We start from the raw sequence: 23,117 nt of genomic DNA on the forward strand, positions 1-23,117 counted from the left end.
ATATATGCAGCGACCAGGGGTTAATCCAGCGCGGGCAATGTGTTGCAGAGCAATCAGGCATCCCAGATTTCCGGACCACCGCTAATCTTTTCGTCCGGCATTCCAACTGCATCGTGGTTCTTACCATCATAGTCCAATTGGCTCAGCACCGTGCGAATGGCTGCCAACCGGGCGCGTTTTTTATCGTCTGAGCGGATGATCGTCCATGGACAGTTGTCTGAGTGACTTCGGGTGAGGGTCTCGGTGATCGATTGGCTGTATTCGTCCCATTTATGCAGCCCGGCGATGTCGATCGGGCTCAGCTTCCACTGTTTTAACGGGTCGGTTTCGCGGGCAAGAAAGCGGTTCAGTTGCTCGGCACGCCCGACGTTCAGCCAAAACTTGAACATGTGGATGCCGTCGTTTCGGAAACCTGTTTCCAGTGGAAGAACCTGCCGGAAGAACCGCTCACGTTCTTCCGTTGTACAAAACCCAAACACATTTTCAACGACGCCACGGTTGTACCAACTGCGGTCAAAGAACACGATTTCACCAGCCGACGGAAGGTGCGAGATATAGCGCTGGAAATACCATTGGCTGCGTTCGGCATCCGATGGTTTGCTAAGCGCAACGTTGCGTGCGCCACGAGGGTTCAGGTTCTCGCGAAACCGTTTGATCGTTCCACCTTTGCCTGCGGCATCGCGACCTTCGAAAAGGATAGCGATACGTTGGTCGGTCTTCTTGACCCATTGTTGCATCTTGACCAGCTCAATCTGCAGACCATCCATCTGCTGATCGTAATCCTTTCCCTTCAGCTTCTTGGAATAAGGGTAGGTTGGGTTCAGAATCTCAACCTTTTTGGCGTCTTCGATGGCCGAGCGGATCGATTCTGGGGCGTGATTACGAAAGTAGCTTTGGATGGTATCCTGTTCTGATCGGGTCATGTGCTACCTCGCCATAAAATCCAAATCTTACTATGGATTACGGATCAGATTAACGCAAACCCGCGCGCTCGGCAGCCCGGTCGATGGCGGCTGCGACTTCCGGGGCTGCAACCACTTGCGGCATATGACCGATTCCATCGAGTTCGATCAGTTCGGCACCAGGTATTTGGTCAATCAGTCGATTAGAATGCCACTCGAGCCCAACAGTAGTGTCAGCTGTTCCGTGAACGATTTCGGTTGGTACGGAAATCTCGCCATATCGGGGCTGAAGCTCGGTGATTTCATCCAATAGGTTTGCACGCTGTTTGGCATTTGCATGCATCGAGGCACGGCGCATGGTCAAGCCGGGGCCAAAATGTTCCGCATATCCTTCTGGGGCCTTCTGAGGTGCAAAAACTTGATCCAGCGCCTTTGAAACAAACCAGTCGGGGACGTGCGCGCTTACCAACGGCAATGCCAGCGCGTTGCCTGCGGTGGTTGCTCCGATGGTGTTGAACGCGTCCAATGGTGTTTCCCACGGGATCGCAGCTGGCGCGATGAGAACAAGTGCCGCAATGTTGTCGGGCCGTGCCAGAGCCCAAGCCAGAGATACCGATCCGCCATAGCTTTGCCCGGCAACGATTGGCTTGTCGGCCCCCAGAATCGATGCGGCACGTTGCAGAATTTCTGCTTGCTCTACAATGGTTTCGCCATCGGGGTTAAAGCCATCCGAATAGCCAAGGCCAGGTCGGTCAAAAACGATGACTCGATAGTTTTCCGCCAGTATCGGAGCCAGCGCGAAGGTCATATCGCGCGTGTTCCCGCTGGAGCCGTGGATCAGAACCACATCCGGACCTTCGCCCATGACAACCGCGTGGACGGCAATCCCATCGACATCCACCATTTGGCCTTCAGGCGGGAACGCGGCCTCGGCGGCACTTTCACGCTGAGCACTGCGCCAGGCCGTGACAACAGCGATCCCAATGATCGCGATGCTGAGTGATATCAATAGCTTACTGGCCAATTTTATCCATATCGAAAGGAGTTGTCTGATAAATGGCGTTGATCCAGTTACCATAGAGCAGATGCGCGTGACTGCGCCACCTATTCTGAGGTTGCTGGCTGGGATCGTCTTCAGGGTAGTAATTTATCGGCACGTTGATCGGTGTGCCATTTTCAACGTCCCGGTCATATTCCTGCTTAAGCGTATCGCTATCATACTCGAAGTGATTGAAGATATAGAGCGCCCGATGTGTTGGGTCCTCGATCAGGCAGGGGCCGACGTCATCGCTGCCGAGCAGCGTGATCAAGTCAGGGACTGCATCAATCTCGTATTGCCGCATCTCGGTCCAGCGGCTGACGGGAATTACGCAATCATCAGAAAATCCGCGCAAAAAAGGAGATGCAGGCGCCAGATTTCTGTGCCGGAAACAGCCAAAGGCCTTTGCGTCCAGTATGTGCTTCTTCACATCGTGAAAGTGATTGATCATCGCCATGCCACCCCAGCAGACGCCAAAGGTTGAATGCACATTGGTCTGCGTCCACTCGAACACTTCACGGATTTCGTCCCAATAGGTGACGTCGTTGAAATCCAGGTGCTCGATGGGGGCTCCGGTTATGATCAAGCCGTCGAACTTCTGATTCTTCACCTCTTGGAAGGGATGATAGAACTCGGCCATATGCTCGGCCGCAGTGTTCTTGGTCTGATGCTCGGTCATGCGGATCAGCGACAGCTCGATCTGCAACGGAGTCGCCCCGATCAGGCGCGCGAACTGGTTTTCGGTCTGAATCTTCTTGGGCATTAGATTCAGCAAACCGATCCGAAGAGGCCGAATATCCTGTCGCGCGGCCTGATCTTCGGCCATGACCATGACGCCCTCATTGGTCAGGACATCAAAGGCGGGCAGGTCTGAGGGGATTTTGATCGGCATTTGGTCACGCTGCTAAATCTGCGAAAGAAGTCTGGAACTTAGGCGGGGTTGGCGCGGGTCTCAAGAGTGCGTTCGATCAACTCATTGAAATCACCGCCGTCGCGCACTTTGGAGATATCGTTGGCCGCGATTGTTACGCCCCAATTCCGGGCCATCGCCTCGTATCGCGGCTGACGATGTGCAAGTGCCTGCGCATATGTCCAACGAATGAAGGCGTCTGGGTCGACGTCAGCCCCTGAACACGCATTAAGGGTCAGGTATTCATTCCAGACCCGATCCAAAAACGCGGCCTGGTACGACATCGGCTTGGGCGCTTTGTCAAAACGCCTGATCAGCTCTTCGGTATGCGCTTCGTCACCTTTGATCCAGATCATCAACGTCTGGCGGGACAATTCAGTCAGGATCTGGTCATTGGGATCGTCGGGCTCGACCCATTCACAGATGGAACCGCCCGTATCGCAGATAAAGTTTGGATAGCTGTACAAGCGTTTGGCGCGATCAATGAAATACTTGGTGTCTAGAAGAGCACGAATTTCAGCCTGCCGGAATTGTTCTTGCCGTTGCTGATACTCCGAAATCTCTAGGCCACCCATGTCAGGATTACCGGGTTTACCCAGATAGGCCGCCACTGGGGTCAAATTCTGGAAAGTAATGTTCGAGCCGATATAGATCGAATCCGACTTCAACAGCTCACGCAGAAAGGGGACTTTCATCGCTTCGGCTTTGGCATTGTCGGTGATGTATTCGCCCATATAGCGGGTCCCGATCCGGTAATCGATCGAGTAGTGGAACCAGTCCCCATCGTCGCGCAATGTGTTCGAGACATATGACTTGCCCAACCCGGACATGCCGAAGAATAACACCTTCTTTCGTGCAGCTTCGCGCCAGTCCGTCGCCGAGTTGTAGATCATGATCCGCCGTCCCTTGTTTTGCCCTAGCTAAATCGGGCGGTTGGCGGCGTCAATCGCGACTGCGAGATCGGCTAAGGATCAGCAAGCCAAAGGCAAGTACGGCGAACCCGATAAACGCGCGAGATGGCAACGCCTCGTCGCGTACCAAGGCACCCATCAAGATCGCAATGGGTGGGATGATCAGCGTTACAAGCAGAACGTTGCCACTGCCTGCCTGTTGTAAGACCCGATAATACAATAGGTAGGCCCCGGCGGTCGCAAGCAGAGCGTAGTAGGCGATCGCTAGCCAGGTTTCCAAAGGAAGGGCGAAGCTCGGAACCCCATCAACGATCAACATGATCGGGGTCATCAGGATCGCCGATCCGGTCAACATGCCCGCAGCGGCAACCTGTGGGGGGAGGGCGCTCATGTAAGAACGCGCCCAGATCGCCGCAAACGCATATAACAAGGTCCCAGCAAGGATGGCCAACTGGCCCAGATTGCTCGGATTCAAGTTTGCGAATTGCCTGAGGCCAATGGTGATTGAGACCCCAAGGAATCCAAGCCCTACGCCAAGAAGGCGCGCTTTGGTCAGCCGTTCGTCCCGGAAAAACAGTGCGGCCAGGAGGACGCCGAAGATCGCGGTTGCTGCGTTCAGTATCGATGTCAGGCCTGTCTCAACGTAAAGTTGCCCCCAGGCCATCAACGTAAATGGCAAGACGTTGTTCAACAGCCCCATGACCAGAAACACACCCCAAATTTTCGGATCGCGTGGGATGGGTTGACGTTGCAGGATGATAACCAGCCATAAGACGAGCGCGGCCCAGAAAACCCTGTGAAAGACCGAAGTTACAACCGGCACCGTATCAAGCGCGATCCGGATGGCGAGGAAAGACAGGCCCCAAATGACACCAAGCAATATCAGCTCGGACCAGGTGCGTGGGGTGAGGGTTTTCTGAGAAGTCATTTCTTTTCCTCGCATCTCTCAGACTGCGGATCGACCCGAAACATGCGAAAAAGCCCCGCCAAATTGGCGGGGCTTTGCTTGTTCATATGGGCTGGCTCAATCCAGCGCGTAAGTAATCTGAAGGCCAACGCTCCACGCGCTGTTTCCAGTAAAGGTGGCGCGGTTGTCAGGGCCAGTGCCATTGGCAGTCGCATCACCGATATCGGTATAGCGGACACCTCCAGAAATCTGTGCCTTTTCAAGCGAGTAGGTGCCGCCCAATCCAATGCTCCAGAACCCATCGGTCGGCCCGAGGTTCGAAACGGAGTTTCCCTGAGAGCTTTCGTAGCCCAGAGTCACGGCGCCCGAGAATTCTTCGCTGAATTGATAACCAAGACCAAGCGAATAGGTCCATGTGGCCTCTTCATAGTCGACCAGGTTGATGCCCGTCAGACCTGTGTAAACCGGTGGAGCATAAACGGTTTGGGGCCAATCAACCCAGCGAATCGAACCAAACAACAGCGTTTTTGGTGCGACGCCGGTCTGAAAGTCGAGGTTGACGGATTGGGGTGTTACAACTTCGGTCGTTGAGTCCGCGCTAGACCGCGTAACCTCTGGGAAAGGGGTAAAGGCCAGCGAGTCGTTCGCCTCGGTCTGCGACAGATCGTGCTTGATCTTAGAGTTATAGGTCAAGGCGACACGGGCCGCGATGTCTGGTCGTTCCCACGCGACACCCACGACATAGCCAAAATCGATCTCAGCATCTGTTTCAACGCGGTATCCACCAGACGGGAATGGTGTGGTTCCTGCACCTGCGATTGGCACAGAAACACTGGCTTTCAGCCGTTGCGCACGAACGCCGCCGATCACGCTGAAGCCACCATCAAATTTGTACCTAAGTAGTGCAGTTATCGCATCAGTATCGGCCTTTGCACGCAGAACATCCTGATTTGCCCCGTCAAATCCAGCAAGCCCCAGCACGTTTTGCGACAGCGGATAATCCGAGGAATAGTCGATGTCAGCACCAAAGGGCTGATCATATATCAGCGCAAAATCTAACGTCTCTGTCAGAGAGGTCTTATATGCCAGATGTGGAGTGAAAAAGCTGTTCGTCACATTGCCGGAATCGATCGTCTCACCAAATGTCGGGCTGGTGGGAATCTGATCTTCCATCGATCCGCTAACATCCGGCTTGGTATAACCAAGTCGAAACTGCGCGACAGACCCTTCTTCGAACAGGATGTTGACGCCCTGACCGCTTCGATCGAGACCGCCTGCCTGCGCAGTCGTTGCGCCAACGCACAACGCGCACGCCTTAAACAGCGTTCTTTTCATTAATTCCTCCCTACACTGTCCTATAGCCTGTCAAGCGCACCCTCATCATGCGCATCCGGCTTCGTTACCGGTTTGTACTGTCTTAAACTTTAAAATATGGTCAACTGGTGACGGAGCGTTAGTCAGCTTGTGTGCTGTGTGCAGGTGTTGCCGAATTGTTACGGTTCTCGGACCAAACATTCAGGAAAATTCCGGCGAAGATCACTGCAGCCCCTAGCAAAGTCCAGTGATCCAGAGGTTCATGATAAAGGATCATTCCGACAATTGCGATTGTTGGAAGGCGTGCAAAGTCAAAGGGCACAACCACTGTGGCCGGCGCAATAGCCAGCGCATTTGTAATGCAGTAATGCGCCAGTAGACCCGCGAACCCCACAAGCAGCAGGAATGGGATGGTCTGCAAGGTCGGAAGTGTGATGTGCCCATCTGCTCCGGACGCGACCAACCCCAATCCGGCCTGCATCAATGTAAGCCAAAACATGATACAGCCGATACTGGCAATTCGGGTCAGTGATTTGGTTGAGATTGTGGTTAAGGCAAAGAATATGGCCGAAGCTGCTGCTGCAAACACTCCAGGACTAAGCGTGGCTGCGCCGGGTCGCGCGACGATAAGAATCCCGGCAAACCCGATAAGCGCTGAGGTTAAACGCAAAGCGGTCAATCTTTCGTGCAGCAACAGCGGGGACAGAAGAATCACCCAAATAGGTTGGGTAAATTCAAGTGCAAAGACCTGCGCCAGTGGGATCACGGTTACCGCATAAAACCAAAGGTTCTGACCTGTAAAATGCAGCACATTGCGAATGCCATGCAGGCCCAGCCGTTTCGTGGTGACCTGCTGCCATTTGCGCGTTGCGGTAAGGACCATTGCGACCACGCAGATACCAACGAGGCTGCGGTAGAACATGATCTCGAACGTGTCATGCGTCGCGCTTAGTTCTCGTCCGGCAATCGCCATAGACGAGAACGAGGCGATCGCCCCTGTCATCCAAAGCGCAGCCTTGCCGATCTGCATTTTACTGCCGTCCATGAGATATCTTAAATGCCCCTAGGTGTAACAGGCTGAATAGAGGGTGATTTACACGCTTAGACAAGGTCAAATGTCAGAGCGATTGTTCAGTTTTGCTCAATCTGAAGGCTTGCTTACTGATGATCTACATTCGGCAGCTATTAACACTGCATTCTCAGTGCACTAAGTGTCTGCCAGTACTTTGCTTAACGTATCGCCGTTCAGCACATATCGATCACCTGTGTGCGGGCAGGTCACTTCGGCCTCTCCAGACAGGGGAAGATTCAACTGTTCCCCATACTCGCTCATCCAGCCGATCTGTTTTGCAGCAACACCTACCATCAACGCATAGGGCTTGACGTCAGCGTTCACGACCGCACCGGCACCGATAAACGCATATTCTCCGATTGTAACACCGCAAACGATGGTCGAATTGGCACCCAGAGTTGCGCCTTTCTTGACCAGAGTGTTGCGATACTCGGCCTTTCGTTCGATCAATGAGCGAGGGTTGTAGACGTTGGTAAACACCATGCTGGGGCCGCAGAAAACGCCTTCTTCCAAGGTGATGTTGTCATAGATCGAGACGTTGTTCTGCACTTTGCAGTTGTCTCCGATGACCACCTTGTTTCCGACGAACACGTTTTGCCCAAGCGATACATTCGACCCCAGTTTGGCCCCGCCGCAAACATGGACCCAATGCCATATTCTGCAACCGTCTCCGATCTGTGCGCCTTCATCGATAATTGCAGTTTCGTGCACCGAATAGTTGCTCATCAATCTGTCCTTCGCCCTTAAAACACAATGCCCCAAGTGGGGGCGATTATTCCCACTCGATGGTTCCGGGCGGTTTTGAGGTGATGTCATAGGTGCATCGGTTGATGCCTTTGACCTCGTTGATGATACGCGTGGCGGTTTCACCCAGGAACTCATGGCTGAACGGATAATAATCCGCTGTCATACCATCAACCGAGGTCACTGCGCGCAGCGCACAGGCATAGTCGTATGTTCGGCCATCGCCCATCACACCAACCGTGCGGACAGGTAGGATGGCCACGAAGGCCTGCCAGATTTCGTCATAGAGACCATGCTTGCGAATCTGATCGATATAGATCGCGTCTGCCTCGCGCAGGATTTCAAGCTTTTCGCGGGTGATCTCGCCGGGGCACCGAATGGCAAGGCCGGGGCCGGGGAAGGGGTGGCGACCAATGAAGCTGGCAGGCAAGCCGAGCTCGCGGCCCAAGGCGCGAACTTCGTCCTTGAACAGTTCCCGCAGGGGCTCCACCAGTTTCAGGCCCATCTTTTCGGGAAGACCGCCCACATTGTGGTGGGATTTGATGGTGACCGAAGGCCCACCCGAGAACGAGACAGATTCGATCACATCCGGGTACAGTGTTCCTTGCGCCAGGTACTCGGCGCCTTCGATGGTGTCCGCGTGTTTCTGGAACACGTCGATGAACAGCTTACCGATGATTTTGCGCTTGGTTTCCGGGTCGCTTTGTCCGTCCAGTTCTCCCAAAAACAGTTCGCTCTCATCTGCGTGGATCAACTGGATATTATAGTTGTCACGGAACATCCCGACGACCTCAGCGGCCTCGTTTTTGCGCAACAGGCCGTGATCGACGAATACGCAGGTCAGCTGATCGCCAATAGCCTCGTGGATGAGGATGGCAGCGACCGAGCTGTCGACGCCGCCCGAGAGGCCGCAGATTACTTTTTTGTCCCCGACCTGTTCACGGATCTTCGCAATCATCTGTTCGCGATAGGCCCCCATGGTCCAATCGCCTGAGAAACCTGCCAGCTTGACGAAATTCTCATAGAGTTTTGCACCCTTCGGGGTGTGGTGAACTTCGGGGTGGAACTGAACGGCATAGAAATGGTGCGATGGATCGGCAGTAATCGCGAAAGGCGCATTGGGCGAGGTGCCAAAGACCTCAAAACCCGGGGCGATTTCGCTGACGTGATCACCGTGGCTCATCCAGACCTGTTCGTCGCCGTCGCCAAACCAGCCGTCCAGAATATCGAGCTTGGCTCGAGGTGTTACGAATGCACGCCCAAACTCGGCCGTGCCGTGGCCGCTTTCAACCTGTCCACCCAGTTGGTGCATCATCACCTGTTGGCCATAGCAGATGCCCAGGATCGGAACGCCGTAGTCAAAAATTTCTTGCGGGGCGCGGGGTGACCCCTCACGCGTGACACTGTCTGGACCGCCTGAGAATATGACGGCTTTGGGAGCCATCTCGCGCACGAAATCCATCGCGACGTTCTGATAGGGGTGGATTTCGCAATAGACGTTCAGTTCGCGCAGGCGGCGGGCGATAAGCTGCGTCACCTGGCTGCCGAAGTCGATGATCAAAAGGCGGTCATGGGTGTCTTGGGTCATGATTGGCTATTAGGTCGCAAGCCTTGCTTGTGCAAGCGTAATGACGTCTTTTAGGCGATCAGTGACGGTTTGCTTCCAAGGGGGCACAAAATGTCGGAAATTCGTCTCAGGTCTGCCGAACCGAATGACGCTCGCGCGATAGAGGATTGTCTTGCTGAGGCCTATGCCGACGCGATGCGCGAAATCAGCGATATGCCCGACGTAACAAGCGGGATTCTGGGCGATATTGCTACTCATCAGGTTCTGGTAGTTGAAGACGCTGCGCACGTTCTGGGTGTTATTATCTATGGTCCGCAGCCTGACGCGATGATGATTTTCAATCTGGGTGTTTCGCCAAAAGCTCAAGGTCGTGGAGTTGCACGCCAATTACTAGACGCTGCCGAGGAGGCCGCGAAAGCGGATGGTCTGAGCGTCCTACGTCTGCGGACACATCGGCTGATGTCAGGAACCCGTGCCATGTACCTGCATCTGGGATGGCAAGAGATTGAGGCGAAGGGCAACACAGTACTGATGGAAAAACAGCTAAAGTAACGACCGAATCCAATGAATTCTCGGCAACCCGGGGTGCATGTCGCTTTTACCCCGATAGCGCCGTAAACTACCTCTGGCATCAATTGTGGTTGATGTAACACATTTGTCGAACCAACCTATCAACGGGATTTTCTCATGGCAGAGGCAAACACCCGGCGCAGAGCACGAGGTGGCGGGGGCGCCGCCCGCCGGGCCGAGCGTACGGCGGTCAAGATCGAAACCGCGAAATACATCGAACGCAACATTCCCAATTTCGAAGTTCTCAACGAAGAAGCGTTGGAGATTATCGAAACCAATGCCGAAACCGTTTTGGCCGAAGTGGGCGTCAATTTCGTTGACAACCCTGCTGCATTGGAGCGATGGCGGGATGCGGGTGCTGATGTCGAAGGTGAACGTGTGCGCCTGCCGCGTGGACTGGCGCGCGAGTTGATTAAGTCGGCTCCAAGTGAGTTCACCCAGCACGCCCGCAACCCCGAGAAATCGGTGGTTATTGGGGGCCGCAATATGGTGCTGGCGCCGGTCTATGGACCTCCATTCGTGCGTGATGCGCAAGGTGGACGCCGTTATGCGACCATGGATGATTTCAACAAGTTCGTGAAGCTGGCCTATATGTCCAAGTGGTTGCACCACTCGGGCGGCACAGTTTGCGAACCCACGGACATTCCGGTGAACAAACGCCACCTGGATATGCTGATGGCGCACATGACCCTGTCGGACAAGCCGTTCATGGGTTCGGTTACCGATCCCAGCCGCGCGCAGGATTCGGTTGAGATGTGCGAGATCCTGTTTGGCAAAGAGTTCGTTCAGAAAAACACTGTGATGACCTCGCTGACCAACATCAACTCGCCGATGACGTTTGACGATGTGATGATGGGGTCGCTTGAGGTCTATGCGGCGAACAACCAGGCGTGCATCATCTCCCCCTTCATTGTGGGTGGCGCGATGGCACCCGTTTCGGTTGCAGGTACGCTGACACAGGTTCTAGCAGAGGTGTTGGCTGGCGTGGCCTATAGCCAGATCATTCGTCCGGGTGCTCCCGCAATATTCGGGGCTTTCGTGTCATCGATTGACATGAACTCTGGTGCGCCGACATTCGGGACCCCGGAGGCGTCGCATGTAACCTATGGCGCGGGTCAGTTGGCGCGTCGTTTAGGCCTGCCGTATCGCTCTGCCGGATCGTTCTGTGGCTCGAAGTTGCCTGATGCGCAGGCGGCCTATGAGACTGCGAACTCTTTGAATATGGGTCTTATGTCAGGCGTGAACTTTATGCTTCACTCCTGCGGTTGGCTTGAGGGCGGTCTGGTCGCGGATTTCGAGAAATTCGTCATGGATGCCGACCAGTTGGGGGTTCTTCACGGTTTGGCCAAAGGTGTGGCCTATGACGAGAACGCTCAAGCGATGGATGCGATCCGCGAAGTTGGCCCCGGTGGTCACTATCTGGGCTGCGCCCATACGCAGGCAAACTTTAAAGAAGCGTTCTGGAAGACTGATCTTTTGGACTACAAGCCTTTTGAGACGTGGGAAGAAGAGGGCGCCCGCGATACGCGGACGCTGGCTTCGGCTCGGGTTGAGCATCTGCTGGCGAATTACCAACAGCCGCAGATTGACCCCGATGTGAAGGCGGCTTTGGACGCATACGTCGCCGACAAGAAAGCTTCCATGCCGGATGCTTTCACCTGATCACTGATATTGTGAGGCGCGGCTGGCTTGGTACAGCCGCGCCTCACCATTCAAGGCAATCAACAAATCCAAATGGCGCACCAAAGAGTAAGCCGCATCCTCTTCTAATCGTTGCGCATTTATTTCACGCTCCAACTCCATAAGACGTATCAGGGCCGCACCTGATCCGGGTATCGACCCATATCCAAGAAGCCGCTGCAGGTGGCGGCCGCGGTCATAGTCCTGTGCCCCGATCTTTGCGGCGCGGGCCAGTAGTCTTGGGCGACGGAGTGTGGCGATCATGGTCATTAGGTCCTGCACAGCAGCTTTCCTTCATTTCGATTTCGCTGCCAGAAAGTTTGCACAACCTTAGCGGGTGTTGCCTTGTCACAGCTCACTCCGAACTTTGGTTTCATCACTGTTTATCTTTTTGAATCAATTCTGCTCAGCGCTGTCTGTGATTAACGAACGAGTAACGAAAGCAACTCTAGTTAGATTTGGTTAACTAAGAATCCGACGGCTTGAACTGTCAGTTTGCTTTGTCGACGAGGGCGAAAAAAATATGGAAAATAGCGTGGCTTTCACCGTTCCCACATGGGTCCCAGAAGGGGCGCAGCGATATCTGGACCACACCGAGTCTGGCCGGTCCATACGGGATATTGCGCGATCTGCGGGCTGCCATGCCTCAACTATTCTGCGTCAGATCCGCAGGGTCGAGATGCGACGTGACGACCCGTTGGTGGATGCTGCATTGCAGTCTTTGGCAGAGTCTCATTTTTCATCAGAAATCGATCATGGCCGGGCATTTAGCATAGTCAAACCGGAACCCGGGCAAACCGGCGCCCCGACCGATGAGTTCGAACATGAGGCCCTCCGAGTTCTACGTCGCATGTGCGAAACGGGCGCTGTACTTGCGGTAGCTGAAGATATGGATAAGGCGGTTGTTGTTCGGGACATCGGCGAAGGTGGTACGACCAAGACAGCTGTTGTCGAATGTCGTATCGCGCAAGCTTTGGCATTGAACGATTGGATTTCATGCGACAACCCCGGACGTATTTCCCGATATCGGATTTCAACGTCTGGCCGGGCAGCGCTTAGCCATTTGATTGCCGAGGCAGAAAACCGCGCGCGCGCGCAGAATGAGTTTGGCATGGCGGAAGCCCAAGCTTCGTTCAAACCCGCTGGGGATCGAAGCAGCGGCACACATCAACCGAGGGTCCGATATAGCGCAACAGAAAGCCCGTTGATCGCGCTGGCTCGACGTCGTGATCGGGATGGAAAACCATTTCTTGACGAAGCGCTGGTGAGCGCGGGTGAACGTCTTCGCGAAGATTTTGAGCTCGCGCAGATTGGGCCGCAGGTCACGCAGAACTGGGATCACTTTTTGACGGGTGGTGGGCGTGGAGAGTTCTCGTCGGACGCACCTGCGGGGCTGGGAGCCTCTGGCGCGCGCGACCGTGTGGCCCGCGCATTGTCCGATCTTGGGCCAGGGTTAAGCGATGTCGCATTGCGTTGCTGTTGCTATCTGGAAGGGCTGGAATTGGCTGAGAAGCGCATGGGGTGGTCAGCGCGGTCAGGGAAGATCGTTTTAAGGATCGCGCTGCAGAGACTGAAGCGCCATTATGAAGACCAAACCGAACGCGACAGAATGATCGGCTGATCGTCCGGAAATAATATCCTGACCTTGCGGAAATGTTGGTAAATGATAGTCAGAGCTTATGAATTTTACCTTCCGCCAATTGCAGTATTTTCAGGCTGTGGCCGAGCAGCGAAACTTTGGTCGTGCGGCACAGGTGTGCCATGTCTCACAGCCGGCACTTTCGGTTCAAATCAAGGCGCTTGAGGAATCGATCGGCGGGCCGCTGTTCGAACGGCAGGCCCGCGATATCCTGCTGACACCGCTTGGTCGGGATGTTCTGGACTATGCTAAGCACATACTCGGTGCCGCTGAAAGGCTGGATCGGTTCGCGCGGGACCACTCTGGTGGGCACCGATCATTGTCGATCGGCATTATACCAACCGTTGCGCCTTACCTGTTGCCCGGGGTGCTGGCAGGATTGCGCGCTGCTGATGTTTCATTGCGAGTACAGATTCGCGAGGCGCGGACCGAGCGGCTACTAAGTATGCTGGGGTTGGGTGAAATAGATGCAGCGGTGCTTGCCCTCCCGCTGGGCGGTGGTGCTTACTATGAAGAACCGCTGTTTGAAGACCGGTTTCTATTGGCGGGAAGCCAAACACGCCTAAATCGACTGACCATCAGCCCCGAAGAACTACGGCCATTGGATTTGCAATCCGCACAATTGATGTTGTTGGAGGACGGTCACTGCCTGACCGATCAAGCGCTTGAGGTTTGCGGGCAGGACCGCAGCAGTGGCCAGATCAACATGGGCGCGTCTTCATTGGCCACACTGTCGCGTCTGGTTGCCGAAGGGTTCGGTCTTACCCTAATTCCTGAACTTGCAGCGCAGGCTGAGACAAATGCAGTGCCTGGCTTGCGGTTGTTACGCTTCGGTGCGCCGCAGCCTTCGCGCACGATTGGTTTGGTGCGCCGCGCCTCTACCGGAAGACAAGAGTGGTTTGATCGGCTGGCAAAGGTGATCCGTGAGGTCGGTGAAGATGTCGTCTCAAGAACCCGCGCATAACAAAAAGGCCCGCCAGATTGGCGGGCCTTGATGCAAGAGATGATGATCGAATTACGCCAGAGCGGGTTCGCGGGCTTCGTCCAGATGCTTCATCAGGTTTTCCGGCGATGACACACCGTAAGGATCTTCGGGGCAGTTATCCATCAGGCCAGGCTCTTCGAACCATGCCTCAACTACGCCGTCATTGATGATGGCTGCGTAACGCCAGGAACGCATGCCAAAGCCCAGATTATCCTTGTCGACCAGCATCCCCATCTTGCGGGTGAATTCGCCGGATCCGTCAGGAATGACTTTGACGTTGCTCAATCCCTGATCCGCTGCCCATTTGTTCATGACAAAGCTGTCATTCACGGACATGCAATAGATTTCATCGATGCCCTTGGCCGAGAAATCAGCATGGCCTTTCTCAAAACCGGGCAGCTGATAGGTCGAGCATGTGGGGGTGAAAGCACCTGGCAGCGAGAACAGAATGACCCGCTTGCCCGCAAAGTAGTCAGCTGTTGTCTTGTCTTCCCAGCGGAATGGGTTGGGGCCTTCGACGGCCTCATCGCGGACACGGGTGTGGAAGGTTACGTCAGGCAGTTTTGCACCGGTTTTCATCATCAAACTCCTGTGATTCACTTGTGATTGTGGCGAGAGTTAAAATGATTCTAACTTGGCTTCAATGTTAGATATGCTGCAAAAGCATGATACCTGTTTCGTGGTTAAATATTTGCGAATATTATGTAAAATGATGGGGTCGAAGCCGTTTTCTGCACATGCGAAATTCCTTGGCATAGCGGCTATGCGTCGCTGGTCTAACCAATGATCTCGTTCTATGTTATGCACATCGCTAATTGACCCAAAGTCAGGAAAGCCAGCTGTGCGTGATCTAAGAATACCCGAGCAAAGACACCCCGAAAAGGCGCATAGACCTGACAATGCAGCCCCGCGCAAACCGAACTGGATTCGCGTCAAGGCACCGGGTGGCAAGGGCTATGCCGAAACGCATAAAATTATGCGCGACAACAATCTGGTCACCGTCTGCGAAGAGGCCGGATGCCCGAATGTGGGCGAGTGTTGGAGCCAAGGCCACGCGACCATGATGATCATGGGCGAGATTTGTACGCGCGGTTGTACCTTCTGTAATATCGCAACCGGGAAGCCGGACACGCTGGACGCGTTTGAGCCAGGGCGGGTGGCGCATGCAGTTCAAAAGCTGGGCCTGAATCACGTGGTCATCACTTCCGTTGACCGGGACGACCTTCTGGATGGTGGGGCTGATCATTTCGCGCAGACCATCCGAGCAGTCCGGCACCGCTCACCCAAGACAACGATCGAGATTCTAACGCCGGATTTCCTGAAATGCGATCCCTCGGTGCTTGAGGTGGTCGTTGAGGCCAAACCGGATGTGTTCAACCACAATCTTGAAACGGTACCCGGGCTATATCCCCAGGTGCGTCCGGGCGCGCGGTATTTCCACTCGCTGCGTCTGCTTCAGCGGGTGAAAGAGATGGACCCGTCGATCTTCACCAAATCCGGCATCATGGTCGGTCTGGGTGAGGACGAGCAGCAGGTTCGACAAGTGATGGACGACATGCGCGCGGCGGATATCGATTTTCTGACCATCGGTCAGTATCTTCAGCCCACGCCCAAGCATCATGGCATTGATCGCTTTGTCACACCCGAAGAATTCGCGGCTTATGAAAAGGCTGCATTTGGCAAAGGTTTCTTGATGGTCTCGGCGACACCTCTGACCCGGTCGTCCTATCATGCGGGCGATGATTTTGCCCGTTTGCGCGAGGCCCGGCAGAAGAAGTTGAATCAGGTTTGAAACCCGAGCTTCAGTCCTGGCTGACCGAAAAGCGCCATGAGTTGCATCAGGTGCCCGAGATTTCAGGAGAGGAGCGCGGTACTGCTGCAAGTATCTCGAACCTACTTCTGGCCTGTGACCCGGATGCGGTACTGAGCGGGATTGGCGGCCATGGCGTAGCGGCGATTTACGACAGTGGTCAACCTGGACCAACCATCGGGATTCGGTGTGAGCTGGATGCGCTGCCGATTCAGGAAATCTCAACCGCGCGATATGCATCACAGCATCCTGGCAAAGGGCATTTGTGTGGTCATGATGGGCATATGGCCATGGTACTGGGCGTGGCCTTTGTACTGGGTGAAAAGCGTCCGGCGAAGGGTCGCGTTGTTCTGATTTTCCAACCCGCCGAAGAAACAGGCCAAGGCGCAATTGCCTATCTTGCCGATCCCAAATTCGCGGATATCACGCCGGACTATGTGTTTTCTCTCCACAATCTGCCGGGGTTGGAGCTGGGCGCGGTCGAGCTGTGCGCGGGCCCAACCAATTGCGCGTCGCGCGGGATGCGGATTGTTTTGACGGGCAAAACCTCTCATGCCGCTGCGCCTCAGGATGGGGTTTCGCCAGCCGGTGCGTTGGCCGATCTGATGCCGGCGCTGGCTGCGTTGGGGCAGGGTGGTCCGCTGGATGACGACTATGCTCTGACAACCGTGACCCATGCGCGGTTGGGCGAAGCCACGTTCGGTGTCGCCCCGGGTCTGGCCGAGCTTTGGGTAACTTTGCGCACGGTTTCAGACACTCGTATGGCAAAGCTGATCCGTGAGGCCGAGCAACTTGTGACCTCCAGTGCTCATGCGCATGGATTAGGTGTCGAAATCACTTATGATGACGTGTTTGAGGCTTGCACAAATTCGGTCGAAGCCGTGCAGATCCTGTCAGGTGCCTGCCAGACCCGAGACATTCCGTGCAGTTTGGTTCCAACCCCTCAGAGGTTCTCGGAAGATTTCGGGCAATTTGGCAAAGGCGCCAAGGCGGCGATGTTTTGGCTGGGTGCAGGGCGGGATCATCCGCAGCTGCACAATCCCGATTATGATTTCCCCGATGCCTTGATCCCGATCGGGACAGATATTTTTCTGGCGGCGATCGAGCAAACGCTCAAGGCCTAAGCTTTCTGGGCTGGCTTTCTGCCCAGTCGGGCCACCAGCCCATAAACTCTATACCGGCAATCACAAGACAGACTAGTATCGCGCCAAAAACCAGTTTCACCCGCCGTTCCGAGGGCGGGTTGCGCCCCCATTGTGACATACGCAGAAAGTGGCGAAGACTCATCCGTCCTGATCTTCGACAAACCGGACCTTGCCGATAAACGGCAGATTACGATTGCGCTGTGCGTAGTCGATCCCGTAGCCCACAACAAATTCATCCGGGATTTCAAACCCGATCCAATCCGAGCGGAAATCAACCTCACGCCGGCTGGGTTTGTCCAGCAAGGCGATAGATTTCAAGCGTTGAGGTTTGCGGCTTTGCAGCAGCTTGGTGACGTGGTTCAGGGTATGACCGGTGTCCACGATATCTTCGACCACCAGCACATCGCGCCCTTCAATTGCGCCGCGTAAGTCTTTGAGAATGCGCACTTCCCGGCTGCTTTCCATTGCATCTCCATAGGAAGACGCCTCTAGAAAATCGACCTCAATGGGCAGGTCCAGTTCGCGCACCAGATCGGCGATGAAGACGAAGCTGCCCCGCAGCAGGCCGACAACAACCAGCTTGTCGGTGCCGCCAAACTCGGCCGTGATTTCGCGGCAAAGCTCTTCAATCCGGGCGGCAATTGCCTTGGCCGAGATCATCTCATCTATCACATATGCGCGCTGGCTCATCGCTGCCCCCTTGATCTTTGGCGCGCAACATACGAAATCACGCGCCATTGTCACCAGTTAATCCCGGATATCATGCCAACCCATTCCGAGACCCGCCCACTGCCTTACACCGCTCAGCAGATGTATGATCTTGTTGCGGATGTGGCGAAATACCCGGAATTCCTACCGTGGTGTTCTGCGGCTCGTATCCGCCGGACTTACCAAGCCGGTGAGGGTAAGGTGATGGAGGCGGATCTGGTCATATCGTTCAAGGTGTTCCGCGAACGCTTTGGCAGCCGCGTCACGCTGTTTGATGCGCAGAAACGCATCGACACCGAGTATCTGGACGGCCCCTTCAAATACATGCGTTCGGACTGGCAGTTTGAGGATACGGATCAAGGCTGCAATGTCTCGTTTCATGTAGATTTCGAATTCAAGAATGCGGTGCTGCAAGGGATCATCGGAGTGGTGTTCAACGAGGCCATGCACCGTATCGTTCGCGCCTTCGAACAACGTGCCGCTGTACTATACGGCTGAGGCTTTACGCCGGGGGTGCGCGCGCTAGACTGCGCCTTATGACCGATCTGACATCCGCTCTTGCCGAGTTTGCCGCCGGGCCTGTTTCCACAACGTCGCAGGCCCGCATCGTGACGTCTCTCTCTGCTCTGGATTGGCTGGCCGTTGGCCGGGCAGGAGTTGATGAGCCTGTGTCCCGCATTATCCGCCAAATGGTTTTGTCTGAGAGTGGTGCCACACAAGCACGTCTGTTTGGTGGTGGTGATGCCCCGTTGCGGGCCGCGGCGCTGGTGAATGGCACCGTCTCTCATGCGCTCGATTATGACGATACGCATTTCGCCCATATCGGTCACCCATCGGTTGCCGTTTTCCCGGCGGCTCTGGCTCTTGCGGCGTGGGAGGATCGACCTTTGGTCGACTTGCTCGAGGCGGCGTTGGTTGGGATGGAGTTGTCGATCCGCATTGGTCTGTGGCTGGGTCGTGAGCACTATCAGGCCGGTTTCCACCAAACCGCTACGGCAGGTGCGTTTGGCGCTGCGGTTGCCGCAGGTCGGATAATGGCGTTTGATGCCACTCAGATGCGCGATTTGCTGAGTTTGACAGCAACCCGTGCTTCAGGTCAGAAATCGCAGTTCGGAACCATGGGCAAACCCTACAACGCAGGACTTGCGGCCTCAAACGGGGTTGAGGCTGCCCAGCTGATCCGCAACGGGTTTCAACCCGGAGCCGACGCTTTGGAAGGCCCATTTGGATTTGGGGCGACCCATTTGGGGGCAGGCGATACCTCTGGCGCGCTGGATGGGCTTGGGGATGAGTGGCTGTTCGAAGGCGTCAGCCACAAGTTCCACGCCTGCTGCCACGGGCTGCACGCGGCGCTTGAGGCCGCGCGCGATCTCGACATTGCCGAACCCGAGGTGGCCGAGATCAAGGTTAAAACACACCCCCGTTGGATGAGCGTCTGCAATCAACTGCAGCCAACCAGCGGTTTGGGTGCGAAGTTTTCCTATCGCACCGTGATTGCAATGCAGGCGATGGGGTATGACACTGCTCTACCGGGCAGTTATTATGACAAGATTTGCGCGGATCCAAGGCTGCAATCCTTGCGTGATCGGATCACGGTCGAGGCAGATGAAAGCCTGTCCGAGACCCAAGCCCATTTATCCCTGCTGCGCAGGGACGGCGCGCGCCGCGAGGTCAGCCATGATCTGCTGGCTCCGATGTCTCTATCGGATCGCGAAGATCGCGTCAGGGAGAAAGCGGCGAAGCTGATCGGAGGGGACGAGGCAGACGCCATCTGGTCGATGCTGCGCACCGGTGGGCGCGCAGCGGATTTGGCTGAAAGGCTGGTCGATTAGACAACGCGCCAGTGGATCGGAAAGCCAGGGTCGAACACAGTGACGGGGCCGTCACCGGTTTCGATTTTGGAGGGGTAAGTGACCTCGTCACCTTTGGTCAGCGTAATGGTCTCTTCATTGATCGGCAAACGGTAGAAGGCCGGTCCATTCAGCGATGCAAACGCCTCAAGTTTATCCAGCGCGCCCACACGCTCGAACATCTCTGCCAACAATGACATCGTTTTTGTTGCGGTGAAACATCCCGCGCAACCACAGGCCATTTCCTTGTTGTCATCCGTATGCGGCGCGCTGTCGGTTCCAAGGAAAAAGCGTGCATCGCCCGAAGTCGCTGCGGCCAGCAACGCAAGACGATGCTCTTCCCTTTTTGCAACCGGCAGGCAGTAATAGTGCGGTTTAATGCCCCCGACCAGAATGTGGTTGCGATTGATGATCAGGTGGTGCGTCGTGATTGTTGCGCCCAAATCCTTCTCGTTCGATTTCACATAGTCCACACCGTTTGATGTCGTGATGTGTTCCATCACCACACGCAGCCCGGGCGTTGCCCTGCGGATCGGATCAAGAACGCGGTCGATGAACACCGCCTCGCGATCAAAGATATCGATGTCGTTATCGGTGACTTCACCGTGCACACACATCGGCAGACCAATCTCGGCCATCTTCTCCAGCACCGGGCGCACTTTGTCGAAATCGCGCACACCGGAAGAGGAGTTCGTTGTCGCACCAGCGGGGTACAGTTTGATCGCCTTGACCAATCCGCTGGCATGCGCCGCGGCGACATCGGCTGGGTCTGTGTCCTCGGTCAGGTAGAGCGTCATCAGCGGCTCAAACGTCATGTCCTCGGGCAACGCGGCCAGAATGCGATCTCGGTAGGCAGCGGCCTGATCACCGGTCACAACGGGAGGAACAAGATTTGGCATGATGATGGCGCGGGCAAAATGGCGCGCGGTTTCGGGCAGAACGGCCTTGAGCATTGCGCCATCGCGCAGATGCAGATGCCAGTCATCGGGGCGGCGGATCGTCAGGGAATGGGTCATGGCCACCGGCTAGCACAGCCGCTGGGGTGGTGAAAGGCCCTCTTGCCCTTGTCGATGAGACAGATCGCCGTAAGTCACAGATGGCGGGTGGTCTTGACCTCTGGTTGTGGTCATGACCTGTTGGGCGGAGCAAAAAAGGGGACCTCATGACACAGCCAAACTCCATCGATGCCGTGCAAGATCTTTTGGGCGCTGAGGGCTATGTCTGTGGCCGGGCTTTGGCGACGGTCGTGTTTCTTTCGCTGAAACTTGGTCGACCTCTATTTCTGGAAGGCGAGGCGGGCGTCGGCAAAACCGAAATTGCCAAAGCGTTGGCTGCGGGATTGGGGCGTCGTTTGATCCGACTACAGTGCTACGAAGGCCTTGATGCCTCTTCCGCTGTGTATGAATGGAATTTTCCCGCCCAGATGGTGGCGATCCGAACTGCCGAAGCGTCGGGTGGGGCGGACCGAGGCGCACTACAATCCGAGTTGTTCTCGGATGATTATCTGATCGAACGCCCGTTGCTGCAGGCCATGCGCCCGGATGAAAACGGCGCGCCTGTGTTGCTGATTGATGAGCTAGATCGAACAGACGAACCATTCGAGGCCTTCCTGCTGGAAGCCCTCAGCGATTTTCAGGTCACAATCCCCGAGCTTGGTACGATCAAAGCCCCCGAGCCGCCGATCGTGATTGTCACATCGAACCGCACGCGCGAGGTTCACGATGCGCTCAAACGCCGCTGTCTGTATCATTGGGTCGACTACCCGGACTTTGCCCGCGAAATCGAAATCCTGCACGCCCGCGCGCCTGAGGCGGCCGATGCGCTGAGCCGCGAAGTGGTCGCCTTTGTCCAGCGCCTGCGCACCGAGGATTTATTCAAGAAACCCGGCGTCGCAGAAACCATTGACTGGGCGAAATGCCTGCTGGCGCTGGATGTAATCAACCTGAGCCCGGAGGTGATTGGCGACACATTGGGGGCCATTCTGAAATATCAGGACGACATTCAAAAGCTGCAAGGTTCTGAGGCGAAACGCATTCTTGATCAGGCCAAGGCCGACCTTGAACCGGCCTGATGCGGTATCGTTTAGCAGATAGTTTGGGGGTTTGATGGCAGAGCAACTCCCGCTGGATATCCCGGACAACCCCAAGCTGGCGCAGAACATCACCCATTTTGCGCGCGCTTTGCGCAAGGCTGGATTGCCGATCGGAACCGGGCGGGTGATCGATGCAATCCGCGCGGTGCAGGCCGCGGGGTTCACCGAGAAACGGGATTTTTACTGGACACTGCATGCGTGTTTCGTGAACCGGCCCGAACATCGCACAGTTTTTGCGCAGGTGTTTCGGCTCTACTGGCGTGATCCGCGCTATCTCGAACACATGATGTCGATGATGCTTCCAGCTATTCGCGGCGTTCAGGAAGAGCGTAAAGCGGATGCGGCGGAAAAACGCGCGGCTGAGGCCCTGTTGGATGGCGTTGAACGCGACTTGCCGCACACCTCCGAACAGCAAGATGAAACCGAGATTGAGATTGACGCGACGCAGACCGCGTCCTCCGAAGAACGCCTGCGCAACCTTGATTTCGAACAGATGAGCACATCTGAGATCGCGCAGGCCAAACGCTTGCTGTCGCGTCTGACACTGCCGGTTAAACCCATCGAATCCCGGCGAGGTCAGGCCAGCCATTTGGGGCAGCGCATTGATCGCGCCCGAACCCTCCGCTCTGCAATGCGGCAAGGGGGGGAATTGCGCGATATAGCGCGCCTGCAGCCCAAACCGCGCTGGCCGAACCTTATAGCGCTTTGCGATATATCCGGATCAATGAGCCAGTACAGTCGGATTATCCTGCATTTTCTACACACGGTTTCGAATGCCAAAGGGGCAGGCTGGGCCAAAGTGCATGCCTTCACGTTCGGGACGCGGCTCACTAACATAACTCGGCATCTGCATCAACGCGATGTCGACGCCGCGTTGGCATCAGCGGGGGCCGAGGCGCAGGACTGGGAAGGTGGGACTCGGATCGGCGACTGCCTGCACCAGTTCAATCGCGACTGGTCGCGGCGGGTCATGGGGCAAGGGGCGGTGGTTTTGTTGATCACCGATGGGCTTGAGCGTGGCGATCCCGATATGCTGCAGAAAGAAATCGAACGCCTGCACCTGTCGTCGCGGCGCTTGATCTGGTTGAACCCATTGCTGCGCTGGGACGGGTTCGCGCCAAAGGCCCAAGGCGTGGCGACAATGCTTCCGCACGTCGACAGTTTTCGGGCCGGGCATTCGATCGCGTCGCTAGAGGACTTGGCTGCCGTAATCTCGCAGCCCGATGATCAGGGTCAGAAAGCGCGGCTGATGGCCGCGCTGTCCGATTAGCC

General features: G+C 55.8%; 23 protein-coding genes. 10 read left to right on the top strand and 13 right to left on the bottom strand.

Going from position 1 to position 23,117, the window contains the following annotated elements; translation table 11 throughout:
- Positions 1-53: 53 nt before the first annotated feature.
- The 9 genes from ppk2 to guaA form a co-directional block, all read right to left on the bottom strand.
- Positions 54-923, bottom strand: coding sequence for a polyphosphate kinase 2 (gene ppk2, locus ACR0B3_RS01985; RefSeq protein WP_480807631.1), 870 nt, complete (start codon positions 921-923; stop codon positions 54-56).
- A gap of 49 nt (positions 924-972) precedes the next feature.
- The gene (locus ACR0B3_RS01990; protein ID WP_480807632.1) at positions 973-1,926 is read right to left on the bottom strand and encodes an alpha/beta fold hydrolase; all 954 of its coding nucleotides are present in this window, start codon (positions 1,924-1,926) and stop codon (positions 973-975) included.
- A complete protein-coding gene (gene metA, locus ACR0B3_RS01995; protein ID WP_480807633.1) occupies positions 1,916-2,833 on the bottom strand; it encodes a homoserine O-acetyltransferase MetA in 918 nt (305 codons plus the stop codon). The genes ACR0B3_RS01990 and metA overlap by 11 nt, the downstream gene beginning before the upstream one ends.
- 38 nt (positions 2,834-2,871) lie before the next feature.
- The gene (locus ACR0B3_RS02000) at positions 2,872-3,744 is read right to left on the bottom strand and encodes an ATPase (RefSeq protein ID WP_480807634.1); all 873 of its coding nucleotides are present in this window, start codon (positions 3,742-3,744) and stop codon (positions 2,872-2,874) included.
- 49 nt (positions 3,745-3,793) lie between these two features.
- Positions 3,794-4,690 (bottom strand): DMT family transporter, encoded by an 897-nt coding sequence (locus tag ACR0B3_RS02005; RefSeq protein WP_480807635.1) that lies wholly within the window; start codon positions 4,688-4,690, stop codon positions 3,794-3,796.
- Positions 4,691-4,786: 96 nt separating this feature from the next.
- Entirely contained in the window at positions 4,787-6,004 is a 1,218-nt protein-coding gene (locus ACR0B3_RS02010) for an OmpP1/FadL family transporter (protein ID WP_480807636.1), read from the bottom strand.
- A gap of 118 nt (positions 6,005-6,122) precedes the next feature.
- On the bottom strand, positions 6,123-7,028 hold the full coding sequence (locus tag ACR0B3_RS02015) for a DMT family transporter (protein WP_480807637.1): 906 nt from the start codon (positions 7,026-7,028) through the stop codon (positions 6,123-6,125).
- 162 nt (positions 7,029-7,190) lie between these two features.
- Positions 7,191-7,781, bottom strand: a complete 591-nt coding sequence (locus ACR0B3_RS02020) for an acyltransferase (protein WP_170684179.1) — start codon at positions 7,779-7,781, stop codon at positions 7,191-7,193.
- A 46-nt stretch (positions 7,782-7,827) separates the two neighbouring features.
- Positions 7,828-9,387 carry a glutamine-hydrolyzing GMP synthase gene (gene guaA, locus ACR0B3_RS02025; RefSeq protein ID WP_480807638.1) on the bottom strand — a complete coding sequence of 520 codons (1,560 nt, stop codon included), beginning with the start codon at positions 9,385-9,387 and terminating at the stop codon, positions 7,828-7,830.
- Positions 9,388-9,477: 90 nt separating this feature from the next.
- Between guaA and ACR0B3_RS02030 the strand changes: the two genes are divergently transcribed.
- Positions 9,478-9,918 (top strand): GNAT family N-acetyltransferase, encoded by a 441-nt coding sequence (locus ACR0B3_RS02030; RefSeq protein WP_480807639.1) that lies wholly within the window; start codon positions 9,478-9,480, stop codon positions 9,916-9,918.
- 135 nt (positions 9,919-10,053) lie between these two features.
- On the top strand, positions 10,054-11,598 hold the full coding sequence (locus ACR0B3_RS02035; RefSeq protein ID WP_480807640.1) for a trimethylamine methyltransferase family protein: 1,545 nt from the start codon (positions 10,054-10,056) through the stop codon (positions 11,596-11,598).
- Here ACR0B3_RS02035 and ACR0B3_RS02040 read toward each other — a convergent pair whose 3' ends face one another.
- Positions 11,599-11,886 (bottom strand): DUF6477 family protein, encoded by a 288-nt coding sequence (locus ACR0B3_RS02040; protein ID WP_480808012.1) that lies wholly within the window; start codon positions 11,884-11,886, stop codon positions 11,599-11,601.
- Positions 11,887-12,139: 253 nt separating this feature from the next.
- Between ACR0B3_RS02040 and ACR0B3_RS02045 the strand changes: the two genes are divergently transcribed.
- Together ACR0B3_RS02045 and ACR0B3_RS02050 are read left to right on the top strand one after the other, a co-directional pair.
- Positions 12,140-13,237 (top strand): DUF6456 domain-containing protein, encoded by a 1,098-nt coding sequence (locus ACR0B3_RS02045; RefSeq protein WP_480807641.1) that lies wholly within the window; start codon positions 12,140-12,142, stop codon positions 13,235-13,237.
- A gap of 58 nt (positions 13,238-13,295) precedes the next feature.
- Complete coding sequence (locus ACR0B3_RS02050) at positions 13,296-14,219, top strand: hydrogen peroxide-inducible genes activator (RefSeq protein ID WP_480807642.1); 924 nt, start codon at positions 13,296-13,298, stop codon at positions 14,217-14,219.
- A gap of 51 nt (positions 14,220-14,270) precedes the next feature.
- Here ACR0B3_RS02050 and ACR0B3_RS02055 read toward each other — a convergent pair whose 3' ends face one another.
- Positions 14,271-14,819 carry a peroxiredoxin gene (locus ACR0B3_RS02055; RefSeq protein ID WP_170684166.1) on the bottom strand — a complete coding sequence of 183 codons (549 nt, stop codon included), beginning with the start codon at positions 14,817-14,819 and terminating at the stop codon, positions 14,271-14,273.
- Positions 14,820-15,081: 262 nt separating this feature from the next.
- Here ACR0B3_RS02055 and lipA point away from each other — a divergent pair, with 262 nt between their 5' ends.
- Positions 15,082-16,032 (top strand): lipoyl synthase, encoded by a 951-nt coding sequence (gene lipA, locus ACR0B3_RS02060; protein ID WP_480807643.1) that lies wholly within the window; start codon positions 15,082-15,084, stop codon positions 16,030-16,032.
- Positions 16,029-17,174, top strand: coding sequence for an amidohydrolase (locus ACR0B3_RS02065; protein ID WP_480807644.1), 1,146 nt, complete (start codon positions 16,029-16,031; stop codon positions 17,172-17,174). The genes lipA and ACR0B3_RS02065 overlap by 4 nt, the downstream gene beginning before the upstream one ends.
- Before the next feature lie 159 nt (positions 17,175-17,333).
- Here ACR0B3_RS02065 and hpt read toward each other — a convergent pair whose 3' ends face one another.
- Positions 17,334-17,885: a hypoxanthine phosphoribosyltransferase gene (gene hpt, locus ACR0B3_RS02070; protein ID WP_480807645.1), complete on the bottom strand. Its 552-nt coding sequence runs from the start codon at positions 17,883-17,885 to the stop codon at positions 17,334-17,336.
- A gap of 72 nt (positions 17,886-17,957) precedes the next feature.
- On the opposite strand from hpt, the gene ACR0B3_RS02075 reads away from it, so the two are divergent.
- Positions 17,958-18,401: a type II toxin-antitoxin system RatA family toxin gene (locus ACR0B3_RS02075; RefSeq protein WP_170719338.1), complete on the top strand. Its 444-nt coding sequence runs from the start codon at positions 17,958-17,960 to the stop codon at positions 18,399-18,401.
- Positions 18,402-18,439: 38 nt separating this feature from the next.
- Complete coding sequence (locus ACR0B3_RS02080) at positions 18,440-19,735, top strand: MmgE/PrpD family protein (protein ID WP_480807646.1); 1,296 nt, start codon at positions 18,440-18,442, stop codon at positions 19,733-19,735.
- On the opposite strand, the gene pyrC is transcribed toward ACR0B3_RS02080, so the two are convergent.
- Entirely contained in the window at positions 19,732-20,769 is a 1,038-nt protein-coding gene (gene pyrC, locus ACR0B3_RS02085; protein ID WP_480807647.1) for a dihydroorotase, read from the bottom strand. The genes ACR0B3_RS02080 and pyrC overlap by 4 nt on opposite strands.
- Before the next feature lie 146 nt (positions 20,770-20,915).
- Between pyrC and ACR0B3_RS02090 the strand changes: the two genes are divergently transcribed.
- On the top strand, positions 20,916-21,824 hold the full coding sequence (locus ACR0B3_RS02090; RefSeq protein WP_480807648.1) for an AAA family ATPase: 909 nt from the start codon (positions 20,916-20,918) through the stop codon (positions 21,822-21,824).
- A gap of 34 nt (positions 21,825-21,858) precedes the next feature.
- A complete protein-coding gene (locus ACR0B3_RS02095) occupies positions 21,859-23,115 on the top strand; it encodes a vWA domain-containing protein (RefSeq protein WP_480807649.1) in 1,257 nt (418 codons plus the stop codon).
- Positions 23,116-23,117: the final 2 nt, after the last annotated feature.

Source organism: Ruegeria sp. CE9 (assembly GCF_056537425.1).

Excerpts from the sequence above, each read along its gene's own strand:
- ACR0B3_RS02095 (WP_480807649.1), top strand. The coding sequence starts at position 21,859 with ATGGCAGAGCAACTCCCGCTGGATATCCCGGACAACCCCAAGCTGGCG.
- ACR0B3_RS02015 (WP_480807637.1), bottom strand. The coding sequence starts at position 7,028 with ATGGACGGCAGTAAAATGCAGATCGGCAAGGCTGCGCTTTGGATGACA.
- ACR0B3_RS02000 (WP_480807634.1), bottom strand. The coding sequence starts at position 3,744 with ATGATCTACAACTCGGCGACGGACTGGCGCGAAGCTGCACGAAAGAAG.
- ppk2 (WP_480807631.1), bottom strand. The coding sequence starts at position 923 with ATGACCCGATCAGAACAGGATACCATCCAAAGCTACTTTCGTAATCAC.
- hpt (WP_480807645.1), bottom strand. The coding sequence starts at position 17,885 with ATGAGCCAGCGCGCATATGTGATAGATGAGATGATCTCGGCCAAGGCA.
- metA (WP_480807633.1), bottom strand. The coding sequence starts at position 2,833 with ATGCCGATCAAAATCCCCTCAGACCTGCCCGCCTTTGATGTCCTGACC.
- ACR0B3_RS02030 (WP_480807639.1), top strand. The coding sequence starts at position 9,478 with ATGTCGGAAATTCGTCTCAGGTCTGCCGAACCGAATGACGCTCGCGCG.
- ACR0B3_RS02010 (WP_480807636.1), bottom strand. The coding sequence starts at position 6,004 with ATGAAAAGAACGCTGTTTAAGGCGTGCGCGTTGTGCGTTGGCGCAACG.
- ACR0B3_RS02035 (WP_480807640.1), top strand. The coding sequence starts at position 10,054 with ATGGCAGAGGCAAACACCCGGCGCAGAGCACGAGGTGGCGGGGGCGCC.
- ACR0B3_RS02050 (WP_480807642.1), top strand. The coding sequence starts at position 13,296 with ATGAATTTTACCTTCCGCCAATTGCAGTATTTTCAGGCTGTGGCCGAG.
- ACR0B3_RS02090 (WP_480807648.1), top strand. The coding sequence starts at position 20,916 with ATGACACAGCCAAACTCCATCGATGCCGTGCAAGATCTTTTGGGCGCT.
- ACR0B3_RS02045 (WP_480807641.1), top strand. The coding sequence starts at position 12,140 with ATGGAAAATAGCGTGGCTTTCACCGTTCCCACATGGGTCCCAGAAGGG.
- ACR0B3_RS02040 (WP_480808012.1), bottom strand. The coding sequence starts at position 11,886 with ATGACCATGATCGCCACACTCCGTCGCCCAAGACTACTGGCCCGCGCC.
- ACR0B3_RS02080 (WP_480807646.1), top strand. The coding sequence starts at position 18,440 with ATGACCGATCTGACATCCGCTCTTGCCGAGTTTGCCGCCGGGCCTGTT.
- pyrC (WP_480807647.1), bottom strand. The coding sequence starts at position 20,769 with ATGACCCATTCCCTGACGATCCGCCGCCCCGATGACTGGCATCTGCAT.
- ACR0B3_RS02075 (WP_170719338.1), top strand. The coding sequence starts at position 17,958 with ATGCCAACCCATTCCGAGACCCGCCCACTGCCTTACACCGCTCAGCAG.
- ACR0B3_RS02055 (WP_170684166.1), bottom strand. The coding sequence starts at position 14,819 with ATGAAAACCGGTGCAAAACTGCCTGACGTAACCTTCCACACCCGTGTC.
- ACR0B3_RS02005 (WP_480807635.1), bottom strand. The coding sequence starts at position 4,690 with ATGACTTCTCAGAAAACCCTCACCCCACGCACCTGGTCCGAGCTGATA.
- ACR0B3_RS02020 (WP_170684179.1), bottom strand. The coding sequence starts at position 7,781 with ATGAGCAACTATTCGGTGCACGAAACTGCAATTATCGATGAAGGCGCA.
- guaA (WP_480807638.1), bottom strand. The coding sequence starts at position 9,387 with ATGACCCAAGACACCCATGACCGCCTTTTGATCATCGACTTCGGCAGC.